A 20959-nucleotide genomic window follows, 5' to 3' on the forward strand; every position below is an offset into this window, starting at 1 on the left:
ATATATAGATTATTACAATACAAAACGGATAAAGGCAAAATTAAAAATGAGCCCGGTGCAATACCGGACTCATTTTTATCAAGCTGCCTAATGAAATAACCGTGTCTAACTTTTAGGGGTCACTTCAATGCACGGCTTTTTACTTTGTATGTCGAAGTTTCAATATTTCTTGGGAAATGTGGAAGGCCCCGTCGATATATAGGGAAGACATTAGAGCGCTTCTTTACATTTTTGAATTTGAGTTAATAATTTTGCGTATTCTTGTTCGAGAGATGTGATGTCATCGTGATGATTTGAAATGGAAATCCGGCCGATGACTTCTGTTAATTTTGTTTGTAATCGTAACAATTCTTGCTCAGTAACGTTTACAGAAGCTCCGGTGGTTCTTTTTGTGTATTGCTCGTAATTACCGTGGAAGATTCTTGGTTCACTCTCATCTACTTGTAGAATATGGTCTGCAACAGAGCGAATAAAGGCACGGTCATGGCTAATGAAAAGTATTGTGCCAGGATATTCTTGTAACATGGTTTCTAATTCTTCTTGTGTTGCTAAGTCTAAATAGTTTGTCGGTTCATCTAGCAGAAGCATATTATAGTTTCCTAAAAATACTTTTGCGAGTGCAACCTTCATTCGTTCACCCCCGCTTAGAACGTGCACAGGTTTATGAACATCCTCACGGCGGAATAGAAGTCGTGCAAGTATTGTGCGAACGAATGCTTCTGTATAGTTTGTTTCTTCTAGAACATTTTCTAAAATGGTTTTATCTGTTTTTAAAATAGATAATGTTTGTTCGAAGTATCCAATTTTACAACTTTTCGATAGCTGCATGCCACGCTCGTTTGTGAGAAGCATGTTGAACAAAGTGGTTTTGCCGCTTCCATTTGCCCCTAAAACGGCAAGCTTTGCACCAGGGGCAATAGTTCCATTCATATTTTTAAATAGTGTGCGGTCGCCTATTTTCTTTGTTGCTTTATTGAATTGTACTGCCACCTTACTATGAATGGGAGTATGGTATTGCACGTCAAATTGAGCTTGAGAAAGATCCTTTGGCTTTTCCTTCTTTTCTAGTTTTTCGAGACGTGTCTCTAATGCCTTCGCTGCTTTGCTAACCTGTTCTTGGCCATGAGCCCCACTTAACCTATAAAGTCTAGATTCAGATGAACTGAACCGCGTTGGGATTTTTGTCATGTTAGAAGCACGTTGCTTTCTTTGTAGAATGGACTGTTCTAAACGATTTTTTTCTTGTACATATTGCTCATATTCTGCTTGTTTTTGTATTCGTTCACGTTCTTTTTGTTTTCGATAGTTTGAATAATTCCCTTTGTACTCTTGAATAGTACCGTCTTCAATTTCAATAATTTTGGTACATATATTATCTAGAAATTCACGATCATGCGATATTAAAACAAGTGCTCCTTTATATGATGAAAGTGCCTTTTCTAATTGCTCTGTACCGACCATATCTAAGTGGCTTGTTGGTTCATCAGCGAATAAAATGCCTGCATTTTGTTCGAGAGCATGGGCGATCTTTAGCCGCATTCGTTCACCGCCGCTCATTGCGTCGGTAACGTTTGAAATACTCCATTTTCCTTTTGCAAGAGAAGAAGCAGTTTCCGGTAGTTCTTCGCTAAGCTGAGGAATGATGCTGATAGAACTATGATGAGTTACTATGCCTCTGTCAGCTTCTATTTCTTTACTTAATATTTGTAATAACGTAGATTTACCAGCTCCGTTGACTCCGACAATTCCTATGCGATCCTGTGCTTGAATTTCCAGTGATGGTAATGTAAATAGTGTGCGATCACCAAAGCTCTTTTCAATATTACTTGCGAATAAAATAGTCATAAAAAAACCTCCCTAGTTTCACTAGAGAGGATAAACGTCGCCCTTGTATGTAAAAAATCGTACATAAATAAACGATTTTTTACATGATCGTTTCGAAAGAAAGTATCGACAAATGGACAGACTAATCCCCTGCTAGTTTTCATCATTTTTGTTCACTATTTGTGATGGATGAAATAAATAAGAGAATTAGAACTTCATTGGTCAAAGTACCTTCCTTTCATAATATTACTTTTATTGTATGCGCATACAAAAGGGTTTGTCAAACTTATTTCTGTTCGCTATTTTTGAATGTATCATTATACAATTGTGCTTTTGCCAGCGCCTCAGCATCGTTTTTAATTTCATCCAGTCCATTCGCATTCCCAATAACATAACCTTCAAATGAAGAGCCAACAAAATCAAAGATATATTGGAATTGAGCAATAAGCGGTAATGCTTTTACCTTTGGGTTGTCCCCGCCAACGATGACAACATACATTTTTTTGCCTTTCATTTTTTCTTTGAAATGAAGGGATGTATCGCGCAAGCTTTGTGACCAGCGATCAACAAAACTTTTCATATGTCCACTCATTCCGTACCAATATAATGGTGTAGCAAAGATAATCGTGTCGTGTTCTAGCATGCGTTTCGTTAACTGCTCATAGTCATCATTTACGGATTGGAATCCTTCTGCATCATGACGTTGGTCTGTAATAGGATAGACGGTATGATCACGCAAATAAATTTGTTCTGTTTCAATGTCCTCTATCATCATATGTGTTAAAGCTTCTGTATTTCCGTTTTGTCTTGAACTGCCATGTATAACAAACATGTAATCATCCCTTTTCTTTTGCATGTTTTAGGAGTGAAACGTGTTTTTGCAAATTCGTTTGGATGTTGGAAAGCAATGAGATTTGCTTTGTTACTTCATTGAGTTTATCTTCGTAAAGCGTAAGGATACTGCTGCACGGATTGTCGTACAGGTGCGGTTCAATTTCAAGGCAGCGCAGCATCCTTGCCGTCTCTTCTAAATTTAAGCCAATTTGTAAGTACATTTGAATAAGCTCCACTTTTTCGATGGCACTTTCATCAAAATCACGGTAACCATTTGCAAGGCGCTTAGAAGGGAGTAAGCCCTTTTCTTCGTAATGTCTTAGTGATCTTTCACTAACGCCAGTTTCTTTTGATAATTCTCCAATTCGCAATGTATTTCACTCCTTTTACATGTATTGTAAACCTTCACACTAATGTGAAGGTCAACTCTGTTTTTTCGCAAAAGAATCTACATGATTTAAGAACACTTGAATGGCTTTAGATGGAATGAAATATTTACCGCGCACGATGGAGAACGGACGGATTAGTTGTTCATTTGGAACTTCGACGTGGAATAGTTCTTTTGCTAATAGCTCTTTCCGTACAGTCCAATCAGAAAGGATAGCGATGCCAAGCCCGGCACTAACAGCTTCCTTTACGCTTTGGATACTACTGAATGTAAAGAATCGTTTCATTTTTAAATGGTGTTGATGAATAAAGCGGTCACTATAAGCGCGTGTACCAGAACCACTTTCTCTTAATACCCATACTTGATCTTGGAGTGTACTTTCATTTATTTCATTTGTGCGGAGTAATGGATGATTTGGCGGGACGACGAGCTTCATTTCATCTTGCATAAATGTTTCAACATCTACGTCGGCGTATACGACTTGTCCTTCCACTAGGCCGATATCAATTTGATTAGAGCGAAGGCTTTGCAAAACGTCTTCTGTATTTGAGATGAAAGTATGAACTTCGACGTGTGGATTTTCATTCGCATAGTTAGCCAGTATTTTTGGAAGTAAGTATTCGCCAATTGTAAAACTAGCACCAATGCGAAGTGTTCCTGTTACAACGTTATGTAGTTCATTAATTTCTTGTTTAGCATCTTCGTAAAGAGAGAGCATTTGCTTTGCATGTATATATAATATGTTTCCAGCTTCAGTAACTTGGACGTGCTTCGGGGAGCGTTGAATAAGTGTAGTGCCAAATTCGTTTTCTAAGTTGCGTATATGCATACTTACTCCAGGCTGTGAAAGGTTTAATAATTCTGCTGCACGGGAGAAGTGTTTCTGTTCAACGACAGTAACAAAAATTTTTAAAATGTCTACGTTCATATAATGGGCTCCTTTCTTTTTCTATTATCTTATCATAAGTATTTCTAATGATAGAGATTTGGTATTGGTATTAAACTTATTATAGAAACTCTCTTATAATGTAAGTAGAAAGAACATGCATGTTCCAATACGATTATTGGAGTGGTTCAAAATGGAACAAACACTTGTTATACAAAAGAAGAAGCGTTTTGGATTTTCGCAAGGAATTGGGATTACATTATTAATCGCAATTGCCGCGAAATATTTAGCAGAGCTTCCATTTTTAAATATTATGGGACAATTAGTAATTGCTATTCTAATTGGGATGGTTTGGCGTGCGGCAATTGGAGTCCCTCAAGATGCGATTGCAGGGACGAACTTTGCGAGTAAGAAGTTGCTGCGCTTTGGAATCATCTTACTTGGAATGCGATTAAATCTTGTTGATATTGCGAAGGCAGGGCCGAAAGTATTGGTCATCGCAGCGGTTGTTATTACATTTACGATTTTCGTTGTATATGGACTAACGAAAGTATTTAAGGTAGAAAAGAAACTTGGGATTTTAACAGCATGTGGTACAGCAATTTGCGGGGCGGCAGCGGTCGTGGCAATTGCGCCGCAAGTGAAAGCAAAAGATGATGAAACGGCAGTTGGGGCTGCAATTATTGCTATTTTAGGTACGATATTTACGCTTATTTATACGTTATTATATCCAGTGCTTGGCCTATCTCCATATGGTTACGGTGTATTCTCAGGGGCCACGCTGCATGAAATTGCTCATGTTATCGCAGCCGCGGCGCCAGGAGGAAGTACGGCTATAGACATCGCAGTTATCGTGAAGCTAACGCGCGTTGCAATGCTCGTACCAGTAGCAATTTTAATTGGATTATGGTTTGGAAAGAGTGAAGGAAGCAAGGAAAAAAGATCGTGGCGCGACCTTCCAATTCCATGGTTCATTTTCGGATTTTTAGCGATGAGTGCCGTGCATTCGCTCGGGATTATTCCAGAAGTTGTTGCGGGATACATTGTTGTCATTGCTTATATGCTAATCGCAATGGCGATGGCAGGACTTGGTTTAAATGTAGAGTTTAAAACGTTCCGTAAGTTAGGAAGCAAAGCGTTCGTGGCGGGGCTGATTGGCTCGATTTGCTTATCGGTTCTTGGATACGTTCTTGTATATGCGTTAGGATTTATGTAGTAGGAAGAAGCTGTTCCCGAAGGTATTTGGGGACAGCTTTTTCTTATGATTATAGTAGCGCTACGGATGTCGATATTTGTCGGTAAGTCGATATATTTGAAAAATCGCCGATATAAATGGAGTTGCGCTGATATATTTGGGAAATCGCCGATATAATTTAAGTTGCGCTGATATAAATTGAATTACTCTTGTACTTTATTAGAGTAGGTGTTCAGTGAAACGTTTTTCTAAAATTTGTAAAGATATCTTTACTTATAACTGGAAAATATTTATAATTTAAGTAAAGATATCTTTACTTTTGAAGGTGGAGCCTATGGGTGTGAAAAATAAAATAAAAGAGTTAAGAAAGCAAAATCATATAACGCAAGTTGAAATGGCAAAGGCGATGCAAGTGACGCGGCAGACGATAGTGGCGATTGAAAACCATCATTACAATCCGAGTCTAGAGTTATCTTTAAAAATCGCCAAGTATTTTGGAGTGAAGGTGGAGGAAATATTTACGCTGGAGTAAGGAGAAAGAAAATAAATGATAAGCTTGAGAGATTTCAATTAGAGTAAACGTTTAAATATATAAGGATTGGTTTTGATTTATTAATTAGTATCGCATCAACGAGCGTGTTAGCAACAAGGAATAATAGATAGAAAAAGGGGAACTGGGATGGGATTACCGGTGTTATGTGTCGCTACAGCTATATTTTCGCTTCTTTGGGGAATGCAAAACTTTTCTCGTAATCCAGTGCCGAGCATTTGTATTATGATTGGTACTGTAGGTTTATCGTATTATTTATTATTATTAGCCCATTATCATAAAACGGCAACGAGTGTTGTTGTTGGGGCACTTATTTTATTTTGTGGGCGCGCCATACAAAAGGGGTTATTTCCATAAAAGCTGTTTATACACTTTGTATAAACAGCTTTTTGTATTTTTTTTACAAAACGCTTGAAAGTTACGTAACGTCATCTTTTATAATGAGAGGGAAGAGGTGATGGTAGTGATTTCAATACAAGAATTGACGAAAGAAACAGGGGTTACAGTACGTACACTACGTTATTATGATCAAATAGATTTATTAAAGCCGAGCGGAAAAACAGAGGGTGGACATCGGTTATATAGTGAAAATGACGTTATTCGTTTGCAACAAATTTTATTTTTGAAAGAAATGGGATTTTCATTAAAAGAAGCTGCGAATATGTTAGTAAAAGGTGAGCTGGATTTAAAAAATTCGCTTGAAAAACAACTTCGGTTTGTACAGGAAGAACAAAAGAAATTTAATCGAATGGAGCGTGTTTTACAAGCAGTTGTTTATTCGGTAGATGTAGAGGGAGAACTTGATTGGAAAGTTATGTTTGAACTTATTCAGCTTTCAAAACAGTCTCCTCGTATACGTGAAATATTTCAAAATGAAGTATTTTCAAAGGAAGAACAAAAATTGCTTCAGAATTTGCCAAATATGAGTGAGGAAGATCCGAATGTTTTAGAATGGGTAGATTTATTAAAGCAATTACGTACTTTTATGAAAGACGGTAAAGAAGTCGCAAGTGATGAAGTACAAGAGGCAACGAAGAAATTAATGCAGAAATGTTTAGAAATGGCTAATGGTGACGAAGCGTTTTTAGATAAGTTATGGGAAGTTAGAAAATCGAAGGAAGATTCACAGAAAATGAGCATGTATCCAATTGAAGAAGAACTTTTAGCATATATGGATGAGGCTTTTCGTATTTATGATGAAAGGGAGAAGGATAAATGAGTATACTCGCAGAATATCGTTGGTATTTTTTAATTGGGGCAGAAATTGTATTTTGGTTATCAGCTATCGGTTTCTTTTTACTTCGCTACGGATTCCGTTTGAAAAGAGCGAGTTTTATTATGGGGATTGTACTCCTCGTAAATGAAGTATTTATTTTAACTTTAGGGGTAGTGGACTATTATCAAACAGGAAAGTTCTCTAACTTTCAGATTATTACTGTAATCATTTTATTATATGCAGTTTTCTACGGGAAAAAGGATTTAAAGAAGCTTGATATATTTGTACAAAAATCAGTTGCGAAATGGCGTAATGAACCGGCGCCTATTATTGAAGAACAGGTAGAATTAACAGGTATGGCCTATGCAAAGCAGGAAATAAAAAATTGGGTATTACATCTTGTTTTATTCGTTGGTGTGCACATATTCTTTTTCTTCGCGTATGGATTTATTCCATTTGAACAATGGAGTAATTGGTTAGAATCGGGAATCGTTTTAAATAAAGCTGCAAGTCGCGTGAGTCAAGTGTGGGCGATTATATTTTTAGTTGATACAGCGATTTCATTTTCATATGTGATTTTTCCGAAGAAGGAGAAAGGAAAAGAAAAGCTACTTTCATAATTGAAAGTAGCTTTTCTGGTATACAAATAATTTTTATAGGAGAGGATGACAATAGGAAAAAGAACCAGTTTTATAAGTCTATTTCTCTTTAGTTTAGTAGCATGTTCACCATCTAGCACTACAATTGATAAGAAGAATGATGTCATTGTAAAGGGAGCAGGAATTCTCAATCTAGATAAATTTGAAAAGTTCGTTTTGAATGTCGAGCAAAGGGAAGTTGATAAAATAAGAATTGTACAGTATACCCTTGAAGGGGACCCGATTTTTCAAACGTTAGAGTATAGTGGGAACGATATATTTTATGTGTCAGATAATAGAAAAGACAAATTTGCTGGGAAGGATAAAGGGTTACATAAAGATAGTTGTAAAGGTATTGTTAAAGAGCAGCGCGAATCAGAAAGTACTTATCGGTTAATAGATTGTATGAATGAAGCTGGGCGCAATGGATATGACTTAGTATATGTACCTAAAAAAAAGAATTAGTAGAGGAAGGAGGTATTTACTCCTTCCTTTTTCTATGTGTATATTGTCGAAAACTTTACCGAATATCTGTTCGTTTTTTTAGGTTTTTTATAGGTATTCGTGGTAAAATAATAATACAGATTTTTATGAGGAGGTCGGATTTTCTTGGAACGTCAATTTGAAATTGTCTCAGCGTATTCCCCGCAAGGTGATCAGCCGGTAGCTATAGAGAAGCTTGTAGAGGGAATTAATAGTGGAAAGAAAAAGCAAGTGTTGCTTGGAGCGACAGGAACGGGTAAGACATTTACGATTTCAAATGTCATTAAAGAAGTGCAAAAGCCAACACTTGTTATGGCTCATAATAAAACGTTAGCAGGGCAGTTGTATAGTGAGTTGAAAGACTTTTTCCCGAATAATGCAGTTGAATATTTTGTTAGTTACTACGATTATTATCAGCCAGAAGCGTATGTGCCGCAAACAGATACGTTTATTGAAAAAGATGCGCAGATTAATGATGAAATTGATAAATTGCGTCACTCGGCAACGTCTGCATTATTTGAACGGGACGATGTAATTATCGTTGCGAGTGTTTCGTGTATATATGGCTTAGGTTCTCCAGAAGAATACCGCGAGCTAGTTGTTTCGCTTCGAGTTGGTATGGAAAAAGACCGCAATCAATTGCTTCGTGAACTTGTTGATGTACAGTATGGACGTAATGATATTGATTTCAAGCGTGGTACATTCCGTGTACGCGGAGATGTAGTTGAAATCTTCCCGGCATCACTTGATGAGCATTGTATTCGAATTGAATTTTTCGGTGATGAAATCGATCGTATTCGTGAAGTAAATGCGTTAACAGGTGAAGTATTAGCAGAACGTGATCATGTAGCAATCTTCCCAGCATCTCACTTCGTTACACGTGAAGAGAAAATGAAGGTCGCTATTGAAAATATCGAAAAAGAATTAGAAGAGCGTTTAAAGGAGTTAAATGATAACGGTAAGTTGTTAGAAGCGCAGCGTATAGAGCAACGTACACGTTATGATTTAGAAATGATGCGCGAGATGGGCTTTTGTTCAGGTATTGAAAACTACTCCCGTCATTTAACACTTCGTCCAGCGGGGGCAACGCCGTATACGTTATTAGACTATTTCCCGAAAGATTTCTTAATCGTTATGGATGAGTCGCACGTATCAGTACCGCAAGTAAGAGCGATGTATAACGGGGACCAAGCACGTAAACAAGTGCTTGTAGATCATGGATTCCGTCTGCCTTCGGCTTTAGATAATAGGCCGCTTACGTTTGATGAGTTTGAAGAGAAAACGAATCAAGTTATTTATGTTTCGGCAACGCCAGGACCGTACGAGTTAGAGCAGTCACCAGAAGTAATAGAACAAATTATTCGTCCAACAGGACTTTTAGATCCGCCAATTGATATACGACCAATTGAAGGGCAAATTGACGATTTATTAGGAGAGATTCAAGATCGCATTGCAAAAAATGAACGTGTATTAATTACGACTTTAACGAAGAAAATGTCAGAGGATTTAACGGATTACTTAAAAGATGTAGGAATTAAAGTTAACTATCTTCACTCTGAAATTAAAACGTTAGAACGTATTGAAATTATCCGTGATCTTCGCCTCGGTAAATTTGATGTACTTGTCGGCATTAACTTATTGCGAGAAGGATTAGATATTCCGGAAGTATCACTTGTCGCTATTTTAGATGCTGATAAGGAAGGATTTTTGCGTTCAGAACGTTCATTAATTCAAACAATTGGTCGTGCCGCGCGTAATGAAAACGGCTGCGTTATTATGTATGCAGATCGTATAACGAAATCTATGGGAATTGCGATTGAAGAAACGAAGCGTCGTCGTAGTATACAAGAAGCTTACAATGAAGAGCATGGTATTACGCCGAAAACGATTCAAAAAGGCGTTCGTGATGTTATCCGTGCAACGACAGCTGCTGAAGAGACAGAAACATACGAAGCAACTCCTTCTAAGAAAATGACGAAAAAAGAGCGCGAAAAGACAATTGCGAAGATGGAAGCAGAGATGAAAGAAGCAGCAAAAGCGTTAGACTTCGAGCGTGCAGCTGAACTAAGAGATTTACTATTAGAATTAAAAGCGGAAGGGTGAAAAAAGTGAGTAAGAGCAAGGATTTTATCGTTGTAAAAGGTGCTAGAGCACATAACTTAAAAAATATTGATGTAACCATTCCGAGAAATCAGCTTGTCGTTGTAACGGGATTGTCTGGTTCGGGGAAATCATCATTAGCATTTGATACGATTTATGCAGAAGGGCAGCGCAGATACGTAGAATCATTATCTGCGTATGCGCGCCAGTTTTTAGGACAAATGGATAAGCCGGATGTGGACACGATTGAAGGATTGTCACCAGCGATTTCAATCGATCAAAAAACGACGAGTCGTAATCCACGTTCAACTGTCGGAACGGTAACGGAGATTTATGATTATTTACGTTTATTATTTGCGCGAATTGGTACGCCAATTTGTCCAAATCATGGGATTGAAATTACATCACAAACAGTAGAGCAGATGGTAGACCGTGTTCTTGAATATCCTGAACGTACGAAATTACAAGTGTTAGCTCCTATCGTGTCTGGGCGTAAAGGTGCACATGTGAAAGTACTTGAAGATATTAAGAAGCAAGGATATGTTCGTGTACGTGTTGATGGTGAAATGCTTGATGTATCTGAGGATATTACGTTAGATAAAAATAAGAAGCATTCCATTGAAGTTGTAATTGACCGTATTGTTGTAAAAGAAGGAATCGCAAGCCGTCTTGCTGATTCACTTGAAAGTGCATTAAAGCTTGGCGGAGGCCGAGTGTTAATTGATGTAATGGGAGAAGAGGAACTTCTATTTAGTGAACATCATGCTTGTCCGCATTGTGGTTTTTCAATCGGAGAATTAGAGCCGCGTATGTTCTCATTCAACAGTCCGTTCGGAGCATGTCCTTCTTGTGATGGACTTGGTTCAAAGCTAGAGGTAGATTTAGAGCTTGTTATCCCGAACTGGGATTTATCATTAAATGAACATGCAATTGCACCTTGGGAACCGACAAGTTCACAATATTACCCGCAACTTTTACAATCTGTATGTAATCACTACGGCGTTGATATGGATGTGCCTGTGAAAAATATACCGAAAGATTTATTTGATAAAGTGTTGTACGGAAGCGGGGAAGAGAAGGTTTATTTCCGCTATGTAAATGAATTTGGTCAAGTAAAGGAAAATGAGATTTTATTTGAAGGTGTTATTCCAAACATTGAACGTCGTTATCGTGAAACGAGCTCCGATTACATTCGTGAGCAAATGGAAAAGTATATGGCAGAACAAGCTTGTCCGAAGTGTAAAGGTGGACGCTTAAAGCCTGAGAGCTTAGCTGTATTTGTTGGCAATAAAACGATTGCTGACGTAACGAAGTATTCAGTTCAAGAAGTACAAGAATTCTTCTCGAATGTAGAGCTAACGGAGAAGCAACAAAAAATAGCTCATTTAATTTTAAGAGAAATTCAGGAGCGCGTTGGGTTCTTAGTGAACGTTGGTTTAGATTATTTAACGTTAAGTCGTGCCGCAGGAACTTTATCAGGTGGTGAGGCGCAGCGTATTCGTTTAGCGACGCAAATTGGTTCTCGTCTAACTGGCGTACTTTATATTCTTGATGAACCTTCAATTGGTTTACACCAGCGTGATAACGATCGTCTTATTCGTACATTGCAAGAAATGCGCGATTTAGGTAATACGTTAATTGTTGTTGAACATGATGAAGATACGATGATGGCTGCTGACTATTTACTTGATATAGGGCCTGGTGCAGGTATTCACGGTGGACAGGTCGTTTCAGCAGGGACGCCGGCTGAAGTGATGCAAGATGATAATTCATTAACAGGGAAGTATTTAAGCGGTAAAGAGTTTATTCCAGTTCCACTTGAAAGACGTAAAGGTGATGGACGTAAAGTAGAGATTGTCGGCGCAAAAGAGAATAACTTAAAGAATGCGAAAATGTCATTCCCGCTTGGTACGTTTGTAGCGGTAACAGGGGTATCTGGTTCTGGTAAAAGTACGATGATTAATGAAGTACTATATAAATCGCTAGCTCAAAAGTTATATAAAGCGAAAGCGAAGCCAGGTACTCATAAAGAGATTAAAGGTCTTGAACATTTAGATAAGGTAATTGATATTGATCAATCACCAATCGGTCGTACACCACGTTCTAATCCAGCGACGTATACAGGTGTATTCGATGATATTCGTGATGTGTTTGCACAAACGAATGAAGCGAAAGTGCGCGGATATCAAAAAGGACGTTTCAGCTTTAATGTAAAAGGTGGACGTTGTGAAGCGTGCCGTGGTGATGGAATTATTAAAATCGAAATGCACTTCTTACCAGACGTATACGTTCCGTGTGAAGTTTGTCATGGTAAACGTTACAACCGTGAAACGTTAGAAGTGAAATATAAAGATAAGAATATTTCTGAAGTGTTAGGGATGACAATTGAAGATGGAGTAGAGTTCTTCGCTAATATCCCAAAAATTAAGCGTAAACTTCAAACGCTTGTAGACGTTGGGCTTGGTTATATGAAATTAGGTCAACCAGCAACAACATTATCTGGTGGGGAAGCACAGCGTGTGAAATTAGCTTCTGAATTACACCGTCGCTCTACAGGACGTACGTTATACATTTTAGATGAACCAACGACTGGTTTGCATGCGCATGATATTGCACGTCTTCTAGAAGTGTTGCAACGTCTTGTTGAGAGCGGTGAGACGGTACTTGTAATTGAACATAATTTAGATGTGATAAAAACAGCTGATTATATAGTTGACCTTGGACCGGAGGGCGGAGATAAAGGTGGACAAATCGTTGCTTCCGGAACGCCAGAGCAAGTAGTGAAAGAAGAGCGCTCGTACACAGGTAAATATTTAAAAGAGATTTTAAATCGTGATAAAGCAAGAATGAAAGAGAAAATAAAAGAAGTAGAATTATCGCAATAAGTTTATTGATGAAAACCGGGTGGAAATGACGCTCGGTTTTTATTGTATAGGGGGAGAAGATGAAGTTTTTAGAGGTGTTAAGGAAGAAAAATATGAAAGTAAGAGAGTTTCGAAGTTGGGGTGTATATTTTCGAAAGCGCTGGGAGGATCACTTTGCAAATCATTTAAGTGATGAAGAAAAAGAAGACATTTTTCTTTATGGAGATAAGTATGGATGTGGGTATCTTTGGCACATATTTAGTTATGAGAAAAAGAAGTGTTTAGAGGGTAAAGAAGCAAAGAACGCGTTTCATAATGAAGTGAAAAAGGATTGCTACATTTTCTACCAACACTGTGATGAGGTACTGTTAATAAAGGATGCGAGTTTGTTACATATGGATGATATATTGTGTGAGAGGGACGATATGTATAAGGGTGATATCTATATTGTAGATAAGGAGTTCACTTGGACTTTTGTAAAAACTCATGAACATAGATGGTGCGGCCCTTATTTTACTAAGAAATGTTAGTAGGTATACAAGCATGAAAGATAGAATAAGTTGATATAAGTGTTCGTATCATACTTGCGTTTCTTATCTATTAGCGTATGATGAAATATATATGTTTAAAAGGATGTGTAACGAAATGAGATGGATTGTATCACTTCTTGTAAATAGCGTTGTGTTAATCGCTGTATCGGGACTTTTAAAAGGGATTGCACCAGATGCATTTTACGTAGCAAATATACAAACTGCAATTATTGCGAGTATTATATTGGCGGTTTTAAATGTGTTCGTAAAGCCATTTTTAATTTTAATTACGCTACCAATTACTGTTGTAACTTTCGGCTTCTTCTTAATTGTTATTAATGCGATTACGTTAAAAATAGCAGATTCATTATTAGGAGATGCTTTTAATATATCAGGATTTGGTGTAGCGATTGTTGCGGCAATTTGTATTTCAATTTTTAATATGATAATTGAAAAGGCAATTGTTGAGCCTCTATATGAAAAAAAGAGAAAGTGACAAAAAGAAAAACATTTCATTATTCGTATGAAATGTTTTTTTCTATTTATTAGAAACCGTATTTCTTGTTTTCAGAAAAAAATGGTACAATATCCGATAGAATGGAATTTTACATCAAACGAGACTGAACCCGCAGCGGAGTGGAGGTTTATACATATGCCGAAAGTAAGGACAAAAGATTTAATTGAACAATTTCAATTGGAGTTAATCAGTGGTGAAGAAGGTATTCATCGTCCAATTGATACAAGTGATTTATCACGACCTGGAATTGAAATGGCAGGGTTTTTTACATATTATCCAGCAGATCGTGTGCAGCTTCTTGGTAAAACGGAGCTTACTTTCTTTGACACGTTAACGTCAGAGCAAAAACAAGAGAGAATGAAAGCGCTTTGTACTGAGGAGACGCCATGTATTATTGTAACTCGTAATCAAGATGTACCAGATGAGTTATTACAAGCATCACGTGAATCAGGTATGCCTTTATTACGTTCTTCTCAAACGACAACGAGATTATCAAGTCGTTTAACAAACTATTTAGAAGGTAAGTTAGCACCAACAACAGCTGTGCATGGTGTGTTAGTAGATATTTACGGCGTTGGTGTTTTAATTACAGGTCAAAGTGGTGTTGGTAAAAGTGAGACAGCTCTTGAGCTTGTAAAGCGTGGTCACCGTCTTGTTGCGGATGATAGTGTGGAAATTCGTCAAGAAGATGAAGACATGTTAGTCGGAAGTTCACCAGATTTAATCGAGCATTTATTAGAAATTCGTGGTCTAGGTATTATTAACGTTATGACGTTATTCGGTGCAGGGGCAGTACGAAATTATAAGCGTATTACACTTGTTATTAATCTTGAAATTTGGGATCAAAAGAAAAATTACGATCGCTTAGGTCTTGATGAAGAGAAGATGAAAATTATTGATACAGAGCTTACGAAGATTACACTTCCAGTTCGTCCTGGTCGAAACTTGGCTGTTATTATTGAAGTAGCAGCGATGAACTTCCGTTTAAAACGTATGGGAGTCAATGCAGCACAGCAGTTCTCTGAACGATTAATGAGTGCAATTGAGTTAGGAAATCAGGAGTAAACTTTGGAGAGGGAGGTCATATACATATGCTGTTAGCTTCTGTACCACAGCTTGACCGTGTAGCTATCCAACTTGGGCCGTTTCCTGTGTATTGGTACGGGATTATTATCGGTACAGGTGTACTATTAGGTCTTTGGCTGGCAACTCGCGAGGGAGAAAGGCTAGGTATTCCAAAAGATACATTTGTTGACCTTGTATTAATTGCAGTACCGATCGCTATTCTTTTTGCGAGAATGTACTATGTTATTTTTGAATGGGAATATTACGCACAAAATCCGAGTCAAATTATTAATATTCGTCAAGGTGGTTTGGCGATTCATGGTGGTTTAATCGGGGCTGTTATTACAGGTGTTCTTTTTGCGAAACGACGCGGGGTTTCCTTCTGGAAGTTGGCAGATATTGCTGCACCAAGTATTTTACTAGGACAAGCAATTGGCCGATGGGGAAACTTTATGAACCAAGAGGCGCATGGTGATGAAGTAACGAGACAGTTTTTAGAAGGTCTTCATTTACCAGATTTCATTATTAATCAAATGTATATTGAGGGTGTGTACTATCATCCGACGTTTTTATATGAATCATTATGGAATTTTGCAGGCGTAATTTTACTACTTGCATTAAGAAAAGTGAATTTACGTCGCGGGGAGTTATTCTTCACATATTTAATTTGGTATTCAGTAGGACGCTTCTTCGTAGAAGGCTTACGTACAGATAGTTTAATGCTAGGACCACTTCGTATTGCACAAGTAATGTCAATTGGACTTGTTGTTATTTCTATTATTTTCATTATTGTGAGACGAAAAATGGGGCAAGCTGATAAAAGATATTTAGAAAATTAGAGACAAGTAGCATCTTATTATAAGATGCTGCTTCTTTCATATTCAGGAAGGCGAAAGGACTAAGGCGATGAGAATAAATACCGTGTTATTTGATTTAGATGGAACTTTAATTAATACAAATGAACTTATTATTTCTTCGTTTTTACATACTTTAAATACATATTATCCAAATCAATATAAGCGTGAAGATGTGTTGCCATTTATCGGTCCATCTTTGCATGATACTTTCAGCAAGATTGATGAAAGTAAGGTTGAAGAGATGATTACTAGCTATCGGAAATTTAACCATGATCATCATGATGAATTAGTAGAAGAATATGAAACTGTATATGAAACAGTTCGAGAGTTGAAGAAGCAAGGTTATAAAGTTGGTATTGTTACAACGAAAGCGAGACAAACCGTTGAGATGGGATTACAGTTGTCAAAGCTTGATGAATTTTTTGATGTTGTCGTGACAATTGATGATGTAGAGCATGTGAAACCACATCCGGAGCCACTTCAAAAAGCGCTTGAATTATTAGATGCAAAACCAGAAGAGGCATTGATGGTTGGGGATAATCATCATGATATTGTCGGTGGTCAAAATGCGGGGACGAAAACAGCTGCGGTTTCATGGACGCTGAAAGGTAGAGCGTATTTAGAAGCTTACAAGCCAGACTTTATGTTAGATAAAATGAGTGATTTGCTACCGATTTTGTCTAATATGAACCGTTCATAAAGGTCCAAGTAAGTTAGTAGAGGAGCGAGCTAAGTGCGACGGACAACGCGCTATCCTGTTTCAGGAGAAAATTCGTTATGGAATGTGTATAAAACAGTGTCTTTTTGGAAGGTAATGAAAAACTTTATTATTATCCAAATTGCGCGTTACACGCCATTTTTATCCGTAAAAAATTGGTTGTACCGCACTTTTTTACGGATGAAAGTAGGAAAGAAAACATCATTTGCGCTTATGGTAATGCCGGATATTATGTTCCCAGAAAAGATAACTGTGGGAGAGAATTCGATTATTGGCTATAACACAACGCTTTTAGCACATGAATATTTAATTCGTGAATATCGACTTGGCGAAATCGTCATTGGAAATGAAGTAATGATTGGAGCGAATGTAACAATATTACCAGGTGTGAACATTGGAGACGGTGCGACTGTCTCAGCTGGCACACTTGTTCATAGAGATGTACCGAGCGGTGCTTTCGTAGGTGGAAATCCAATGCGTATTATTTATACGAAAGAGCAAATGACCGCAAGAGAAGGTTCATGGTGAAAATGTAACATTTCTCCTCTTTTTTTATGAATAAAAAGGAAATAATTGAGTATAATATACTGTTTTGTTTTTTACGGAATCGTTTATACTTATAGATAGAAGAATGTGTGAACGAAGAAAACAAAAAACTGGAGGATATATGGGGAAAAATCAAAGGATATATAAGGAGAACGGACAAGTTATCTCTTTTAATCAATTAGCGGACTTCTTTTATAAAAAAGGGATGAGAGCTTACAAAGGACAAAAATTGCAAGATGCAATTAAATATTTTCGAAGAGCGGCACAAAGTGAGAAGGAGCCGTTTATTTTATGTCAATTAGCATCAGTATTATCTGAGGCTGGTGAATATCAAGAATCGAATCAAATCTTCTTAAAGTTAGTTAGATCTAATCCAGAACTTGAACAGTGCTATTATTTTATTGCAAATAATTATGCATATATGGGGTTATTTCAACAGGCGAAGAAATATGCAGATCGTTATTTAGAAGTTGCAAAAGAGAAGGAATTCGTAGAAGATACATTAGAACTTCTTGAGATTATGGAAGAAGAAGCAATGGGTGCGGAAGAGATTGAAGATGAAGATGATTTAATTGTTATGCAGGAAGAAGCGAATCGCTATATTCGTAATGGACAATTGGAAGAAGCAATTGCTACATTAGAAATTGTTACGAAAGATTATCCGGAATTTTGGTCAGGTCATAATAATTTAGCCATTGCACATTTTCAATCTGGTAATGTAGACAAAGCACTGAAGTTAACAGAAATGATTTTAGAGAAAAACCCTGGTAATATACATGCGCTTTGTAATACGCTTATTTTTCTATATTCAATTGGAGAGCATAAACAAGTAGAGGCATTAGCGGGACAGCTAGTTTCGGTATATCCGATTTCATTTGAACATCGTTTGAAACTGGGAACTACACTCGCAACAATTGGTTATTTCGAGCATGCATATAAGTGGTTCAAACTATTAAAGCGTCAAGGATATGAGGGAGACGTTAGTTTTTATTATTGGTTTGCATATTCTGCGTATATGGTGAAAGACCAGCAACTAGCTGAAAAAATGTGGCAATATGTCGTGGAATTACATCCTGATAAAAAGGGAAAAGAACCGTGGAATGCGCTGAATTTAGCAGATGAAGGGCAAAATGTGTTATTTGAAGAATTACGAAAATCATTTCAGCAAAGTGCGACGCTAGAAGAACAAATGCTAGCTTTATATTTAATGAATGAATTGTCAACGCCGGAGAAGGTTGGATTCTTCTTTGATATAACGCAAGCGAAGAACGGTGTTCCCATCGTATCGCAACTTGCAAAGTACTTCTTTTTACTTAATAGTCATAAGAGTATTCCAGCTGATTTACAGCAATTTGAGCAGTGCGCGAGAATTGCGGATGCATTATACAATTATACGAAAAAAGATGATGAATTAATCGAAGAGTGTTTACACTTTTGGTTTTGTACGTTCATACGTTTATATACATCTGGAGACATATTTACAAATGTGTACGGCTGGTCAGCTGCGATTGAATACATTGTACGCGGCGAACAAGGAAATAAAATGACACAGTCGGAGCTTGGAGATGTATATAATGTATCTGTAGCGACTGTCCGAAAGTATGTGCAAGCTGTTAAGCGTACGCACACATAAGATAAGCAAATCATTGGGAAAAAAATGATGCTAACAGTATAATGAGGGTAACTTAATTGTGTAGGAATGGATAGGAGTGAATAGTGTGTCAGAAGAAAAAATTTATGATGTCGTTATTATTGGTGCAGGACCAGCTGGTATGACAGCTGCAGTATATACATCTCGTGCAAATTTAAGCACATTAATGCTTGAGCGAGGTATTCCAGGTGGCCAAATGGCAAACACGGAAGATGTAGAAAACTACCCAGGTTATGAGTCTATTTTAGGACCAGATTTATCAAATAAAATGTTTGAGCATGCGAAGAAATTTGGTGCTGAATATGCATACGGTGATGTGAAAAAAGTCATCGATGGTAAAGAATACAAAACAATTATTGCTGGTAAAAAAGAATATAAAGCACGTGCAATTATCGTTGCAAGCGGTGCAGAGTATAAAAAAATTGGTGTACCGGGTGAAACAGAACTTGGCGGCCGCGGTGTATCATATTGTGCAGTATGTGACGGAGCATTCTTTAAAGGAAAAGAGCTTATCGTAATTGGTGGCGGAGATTCTGCTGTTGAAGAGGGTGTGTTCTTAACACGCTTCGCATCAAAAGTAACGATCGTTCACCGTCGTGACACGCTTCGTGCACAGAAAATTTTACAAGACCGTGCTTTCCAAAACGAAAAAGTAGATTTCATTTGGAATCACACTATAAAAGAAATCAACGAAGCAAGTGGTAAAGTAGGAAGTGTAACACTTGTGGACGTAAATAGTGGAGAAGAGAAAGAAGTCAAAACTGACGGCGTATTTGTATACATCGGTATGTTACCTTTATCAAAACCATTTGTTGAACTAGGTATTACAAATGAAAATGGTTACCTTGAAACGAACGAGCGTATGGAAACGAAAATCCCTGGTATTTTCGCAGCTGGTGATGTTCGTGAAAAAATGCTTCGTCAAATTGTAACTGCAACAGGTGACGGTAGTATTGCAGCGCAAAGTGCACAACATTACGTAGAAGAATTATTAGAGGAATTAAAAACTGTATCAGAAAAATAAGGGATAATATACCTTGTGAGAAGAAAGCTACCGACAGGAGCTTTCTTCTTTTTTTGTGTGAAAATGTCAAAGTTTTGTCAAAAAATATAAGGATTATAAGCTTTCTTATTGATATACTGGACTTTACGGAAAAAATCACTATAAGAAATGAGGAATTTATTCAGTATGGAATGGCGTAATATATATCGTGGATTTTGTATGGGCGTTAGTGATTTAATTCCTGGTGTGAGCGGCGGTACAATCGCTGTTGTGTTAGGGATTTATGAACAATTGCTTGCGGCAATTAGTGGATTCTTTAGTCGTGAATGGAAAAAACATTTAGGATTTTTAATTCCCCTTGCAGCTGGTGTGGCAGCGGCATTTTTAACGTTAAGTCACGTTATTAAATATTTACTTGCAAATCATTATGAACCGACTCAATTTTTCTTCCTCGGTTTAATTATTAGTATATTACCGATGTTAATGAGGGAAGCTGATGCAAAGTCGTCGTTTAAAGGTAAGCACATCGTTTTATTAATAGTTGCAGCAATTCTTGTTGCGATTACAGCTTTCTTTAAACCAGATAAGGCAGCAGATCCAATTACGACTTTAACAATTTTAAATGCAATTGGTTTATTTTTCGCAGGATGGATGGCTAGTATGGCAATGCTGCTTCCTGGGATTAGTGGATCGTTTATTTTATTAATTATTGGTGTGTATCCAACAGCAATTAACGCTTTAACTACACTTAACTTACCTTTAATCGTGGTTATCGGTGCTGGTGTTATGGTTGGATTTGTTGTAAGTAGTAAAGGCATTAGTTTTTTATTAGATCGTTATAAAAGTATGACATTTGCGGCAATTATTGGACTTGTAATCGGTTCGATTGTAATTGTATTCCCTGGGATTCCGACTGGTGGATTTTCAATTATAAGTTCAATCATTACCTTTATTTTAGGATTTGCGATTGTTACTTATTTCGGTAAGAAATAAGTACTTTAATCCCCTTGGCGATAAAAAGCGTTAAGGGGATTTTTCATGCTATTCATTAAAAGTATAAGCATTTACATTGCTTGTTATAGAAAGCTTTTTTA

General features: G+C 37.3%; 22 protein-coding genes. 18 read left to right on the top strand and 4 right to left on the bottom strand.

Translation table 11 applies throughout. The features are described 5' to 3' along the window. Positions 1–91: IS3 family transposase (locus tag D1166_RS09100; RefSeq protein ID WP_130953558.1), on the top strand; the 91-nt coding region annotated here is incomplete at its 5' end. Positions 92–210: 119 nt separating this feature from the next. Here the strand turns inward: D1166_RS09100 and abc-f are convergent. From abc-f to D1166_RS09120, 4 genes are all read right to left on the bottom strand, one after another. Beyond that, a complete protein-coding gene (gene abc-f, locus D1166_RS09105; RefSeq protein ID WP_118043286.1) occupies positions 211–1845 on the bottom strand; it encodes a ribosomal protection-like ABC-F family protein in 1635 nt (544 codons plus the stop codon). A 265-nt stretch (positions 1846–2110) separates the two neighbouring features. After that, positions 2111–2656 (bottom strand): flavodoxin family protein, encoded by a 546-nt coding sequence (locus D1166_RS09110; RefSeq protein WP_118043287.1) that lies wholly within the window; start codon positions 2654–2656, stop codon positions 2111–2113. Between the two features lie 4 nt (positions 2657–2660). Further along, positions 2661–3029 (bottom strand): MerR family transcriptional regulator, encoded by a 369-nt coding sequence (locus D1166_RS09115; RefSeq protein WP_001219199.1) that lies wholly within the window; start codon positions 3027–3029, stop codon positions 2661–2663. A 51-nt stretch (positions 3030–3080) separates the two neighbouring features. Further along, positions 3081–3974: a LysR family transcriptional regulator gene (locus D1166_RS09120; RefSeq protein WP_001099987.1), complete on the bottom strand. Its 894-nt coding sequence runs from the start codon at positions 3972–3974 to the stop codon at positions 3081–3083. 151 nt (positions 3975–4125) lie between these two features. On the opposite strand from D1166_RS09120, the gene D1166_RS09125 reads away from it, so the two are divergent. The 17 genes from D1166_RS09125 to D1166_RS09205 all read left to right on the top strand — a co-directional run bounded on the left by D1166_RS09125 (position 4126) and on the right by D1166_RS09205 (position 20858). Beyond that, positions 4126–5148 carry a YeiH family protein gene (locus D1166_RS09125; protein ID WP_098595735.1) on the top strand — a complete coding sequence of 341 codons (1023 nt, stop codon included), beginning with the start codon at positions 4126–4128 and terminating at the stop codon, positions 5146–5148. Positions 5149–5461: 313 nt separating this feature from the next. Further along, positions 5462–5659: a helix-turn-helix transcriptional regulator gene (locus D1166_RS09130; RefSeq protein WP_000538364.1), complete on the top strand. Its 198-nt coding sequence runs from the start codon at positions 5462–5464 to the stop codon at positions 5657–5659. A gap of 147 nt (positions 5660–5806) precedes the next feature. Then, on the top strand, positions 5807–6034 hold the full coding sequence (locus D1166_RS09135; RefSeq protein ID WP_000524139.1) for a hypothetical protein: 228 nt from the start codon (positions 5807–5809) through the stop codon (positions 6032–6034). Between the two features lie 100 nt (positions 6035–6134). Continuing rightward, entirely contained in the window at positions 6135–6896 is a 762-nt protein-coding gene (locus D1166_RS09140) for a MerR family transcriptional regulator (RefSeq protein WP_000260337.1), read from the top strand. Continuing rightward, complete coding sequence (locus D1166_RS09145; protein WP_098595734.1) at positions 6893–7513, top strand: hypothetical protein; 621 nt, start codon at positions 6893–6895, stop codon at positions 7511–7513. Before D1166_RS09140 ends, D1166_RS09145 begins: the two co-directional genes overlap by 4 nt. Positions 7514–7558: 45 nt before the next feature. Continuing rightward, positions 7559–7996, top strand: coding sequence for a DUF4362 domain-containing protein (locus D1166_RS09150; protein WP_016110955.1), 438 nt, complete (start codon positions 7559–7561; stop codon positions 7994–7996). A 144-nt stretch (positions 7997–8140) separates the two neighbouring features. Further along, the gene (gene uvrB / locus D1166_RS09155) at positions 8141–10117 is read left to right on the top strand and encodes an excinuclease ABC subunit B (RefSeq protein WP_098595733.1); all 1977 of its coding nucleotides are present in this window, start codon (positions 8141–8143) and stop codon (positions 10115–10117) included. A 5-nt stretch (positions 10118–10122) separates the two neighbouring features. Continuing rightward, positions 10123–12999: an excinuclease ABC subunit UvrA gene (gene uvrA / locus D1166_RS09160; protein ID WP_000045583.1), complete on the top strand. Its 2877-nt coding sequence runs from the start codon at positions 10123–10125 to the stop codon at positions 12997–12999. Positions 13000–13058: 59 nt separating this feature from the next. Next, positions 13059–13508: a DUF4275 family protein gene (locus D1166_RS09165; RefSeq protein WP_000670208.1), complete on the top strand. Its 450-nt coding sequence runs from the start codon at positions 13059–13061 to the stop codon at positions 13506–13508. A 115-nt stretch (positions 13509–13623) separates the two neighbouring features. Further along, positions 13624–14004: a phage holin family protein gene (locus D1166_RS09170; RefSeq protein WP_001267308.1), complete on the top strand. Its 381-nt coding sequence runs from the start codon at positions 13624–13626 to the stop codon at positions 14002–14004. A gap of 156 nt (positions 14005–14160) precedes the next feature. Beyond that, positions 14161–15090, top strand: a complete 930-nt coding sequence (gene hprK, locus D1166_RS09175; RefSeq protein ID WP_001127250.1) for an HPr(Ser) kinase/phosphatase — start codon at positions 14161–14163, stop codon at positions 15088–15090. 26 nt (positions 15091–15116) lie between these two features. Then, positions 15117–15929, top strand: coding sequence for a prolipoprotein diacylglyceryl transferase (lgt, locus tag D1166_RS09180; RefSeq protein WP_000922850.1), 813 nt, complete (start codon positions 15117–15119; stop codon positions 15927–15929). Positions 15930–15996: 67 nt separating this feature from the next. Beyond that, positions 15997–16647 (top strand): pyrophosphatase PpaX, encoded by a 651-nt coding sequence (ppaX, locus tag D1166_RS09185; RefSeq protein WP_002097946.1) that lies wholly within the window; start codon positions 15997–15999, stop codon positions 16645–16647. Positions 16648–16680: 33 nt separating this feature from the next. Then, complete coding sequence (locus tag D1166_RS09190) at positions 16681–17193, top strand: acyltransferase (protein ID WP_001255073.1); 513 nt, start codon at positions 16681–16683, stop codon at positions 17191–17193. 139 nt (positions 17194–17332) lie between these two features. Beyond that, positions 17333–18844 carry a tetratricopeptide repeat protein gene (locus D1166_RS09195; protein WP_000517720.1) on the top strand — a complete coding sequence of 504 codons (1512 nt, stop codon included), beginning with the start codon at positions 17333–17335 and terminating at the stop codon, positions 18842–18844. Between the two features lie 85 nt (positions 18845–18929). Next, positions 18930–19886, top strand: coding sequence for a thioredoxin-disulfide reductase (gene trxB, locus D1166_RS09200; protein WP_001288079.1), 957 nt, complete (start codon positions 18930–18932; stop codon positions 19884–19886). A gap of 165 nt (positions 19887–20051) precedes the next feature. Continuing rightward, positions 20052–20858 (top strand): DUF368 domain-containing protein, encoded by an 807-nt coding sequence (locus tag D1166_RS09205; RefSeq protein WP_000455196.1) that lies wholly within the window; start codon positions 20052–20054, stop codon positions 20856–20858. The last annotated feature ends 101 nt before the right edge of the window (positions 20859–20959 follow it).

It is taken from the genome of Bacillus sp. ISO11 (assembly GCF_003458115.1).
Classification (GTDB): domain Bacteria; phylum Bacillota; class Bacilli; order Bacillales; family Bacillaceae_G; genus Bacillus_A; species Bacillus_A cereus.

Coding starts and splice junctions, on each gene's coding strand:
- D1166_RS09140 (WP_000260337.1), top strand. CDS start 6,135: ATGGTAGTGATTTCAATACAAGAATTGACGAAAGAAACAGGGGTTACA.
- D1166_RS09165 (WP_000670208.1), top strand. CDS start 13,059: ATGAAGTTTTTAGAGGTGTTAAGGAAGAAAAATATGAAAGTAAGAGAG.
- abc-f (WP_118043286.1), bottom strand. CDS start 1,845: ATGACTATTTTATTCGCAAGTAATATTGAAAAGAGCTTTGGTGATCGC.
- D1166_RS09150 (WP_016110955.1), top strand. CDS start 7,559: ATGACAATAGGAAAAAGAACCAGTTTTATAAGTCTATTTCTCTTTAGT.
- ppaX (WP_002097946.1), top strand. CDS start 15,997: ATGAGAATAAATACCGTGTTATTTGATTTAGATGGAACTTTAATTAAT.
- D1166_RS09135 (WP_000524139.1), top strand. CDS start 5,807: ATGGGATTACCGGTGTTATGTGTCGCTACAGCTATATTTTCGCTTCTT.
- D1166_RS09170 (WP_001267308.1), top strand. CDS start 13,624: ATGAGATGGATTGTATCACTTCTTGTAAATAGCGTTGTGTTAATCGCT.
- D1166_RS09195 (WP_000517720.1), top strand. CDS start 17,333: ATGGGGAAAAATCAAAGGATATATAAGGAGAACGGACAAGTTATCTCT.
- D1166_RS09125 (WP_098595735.1), top strand. CDS start 4,126: ATGGAACAAACACTTGTTATACAAAAGAAGAAGCGTTTTGGATTTTCG.
- lgt (WP_000922850.1), top strand. CDS start 15,117: ATGCTGTTAGCTTCTGTACCACAGCTTGACCGTGTAGCTATCCAACTT.
- D1166_RS09145 (WP_098595734.1), top strand. CDS start 6,893: ATGAGTATACTCGCAGAATATCGTTGGTATTTTTTAATTGGGGCAGAA.
- D1166_RS09120 (WP_001099987.1), bottom strand. CDS start 3,974: ATGAACGTAGACATTTTAAAAATTTTTGTTACTGTCGTTGAACAGAAA.
- D1166_RS09130 (WP_000538364.1), top strand. CDS start 5,462: ATGGGTGTGAAAAATAAAATAAAAGAGTTAAGAAAGCAAAATCATATA.
- D1166_RS09205 (WP_000455196.1), top strand. CDS start 20,052: ATGGAATGGCGTAATATATATCGTGGATTTTGTATGGGCGTTAGTGAT.
- hprK (WP_001127250.1), top strand. CDS start 14,161: ATGCCGAAAGTAAGGACAAAAGATTTAATTGAACAATTTCAATTGGAG.
- D1166_RS09110 (WP_118043287.1), bottom strand. CDS start 2,656: ATGTTTGTTATACATGGCAGTTCAAGACAAAACGGAAATACAGAAGCT.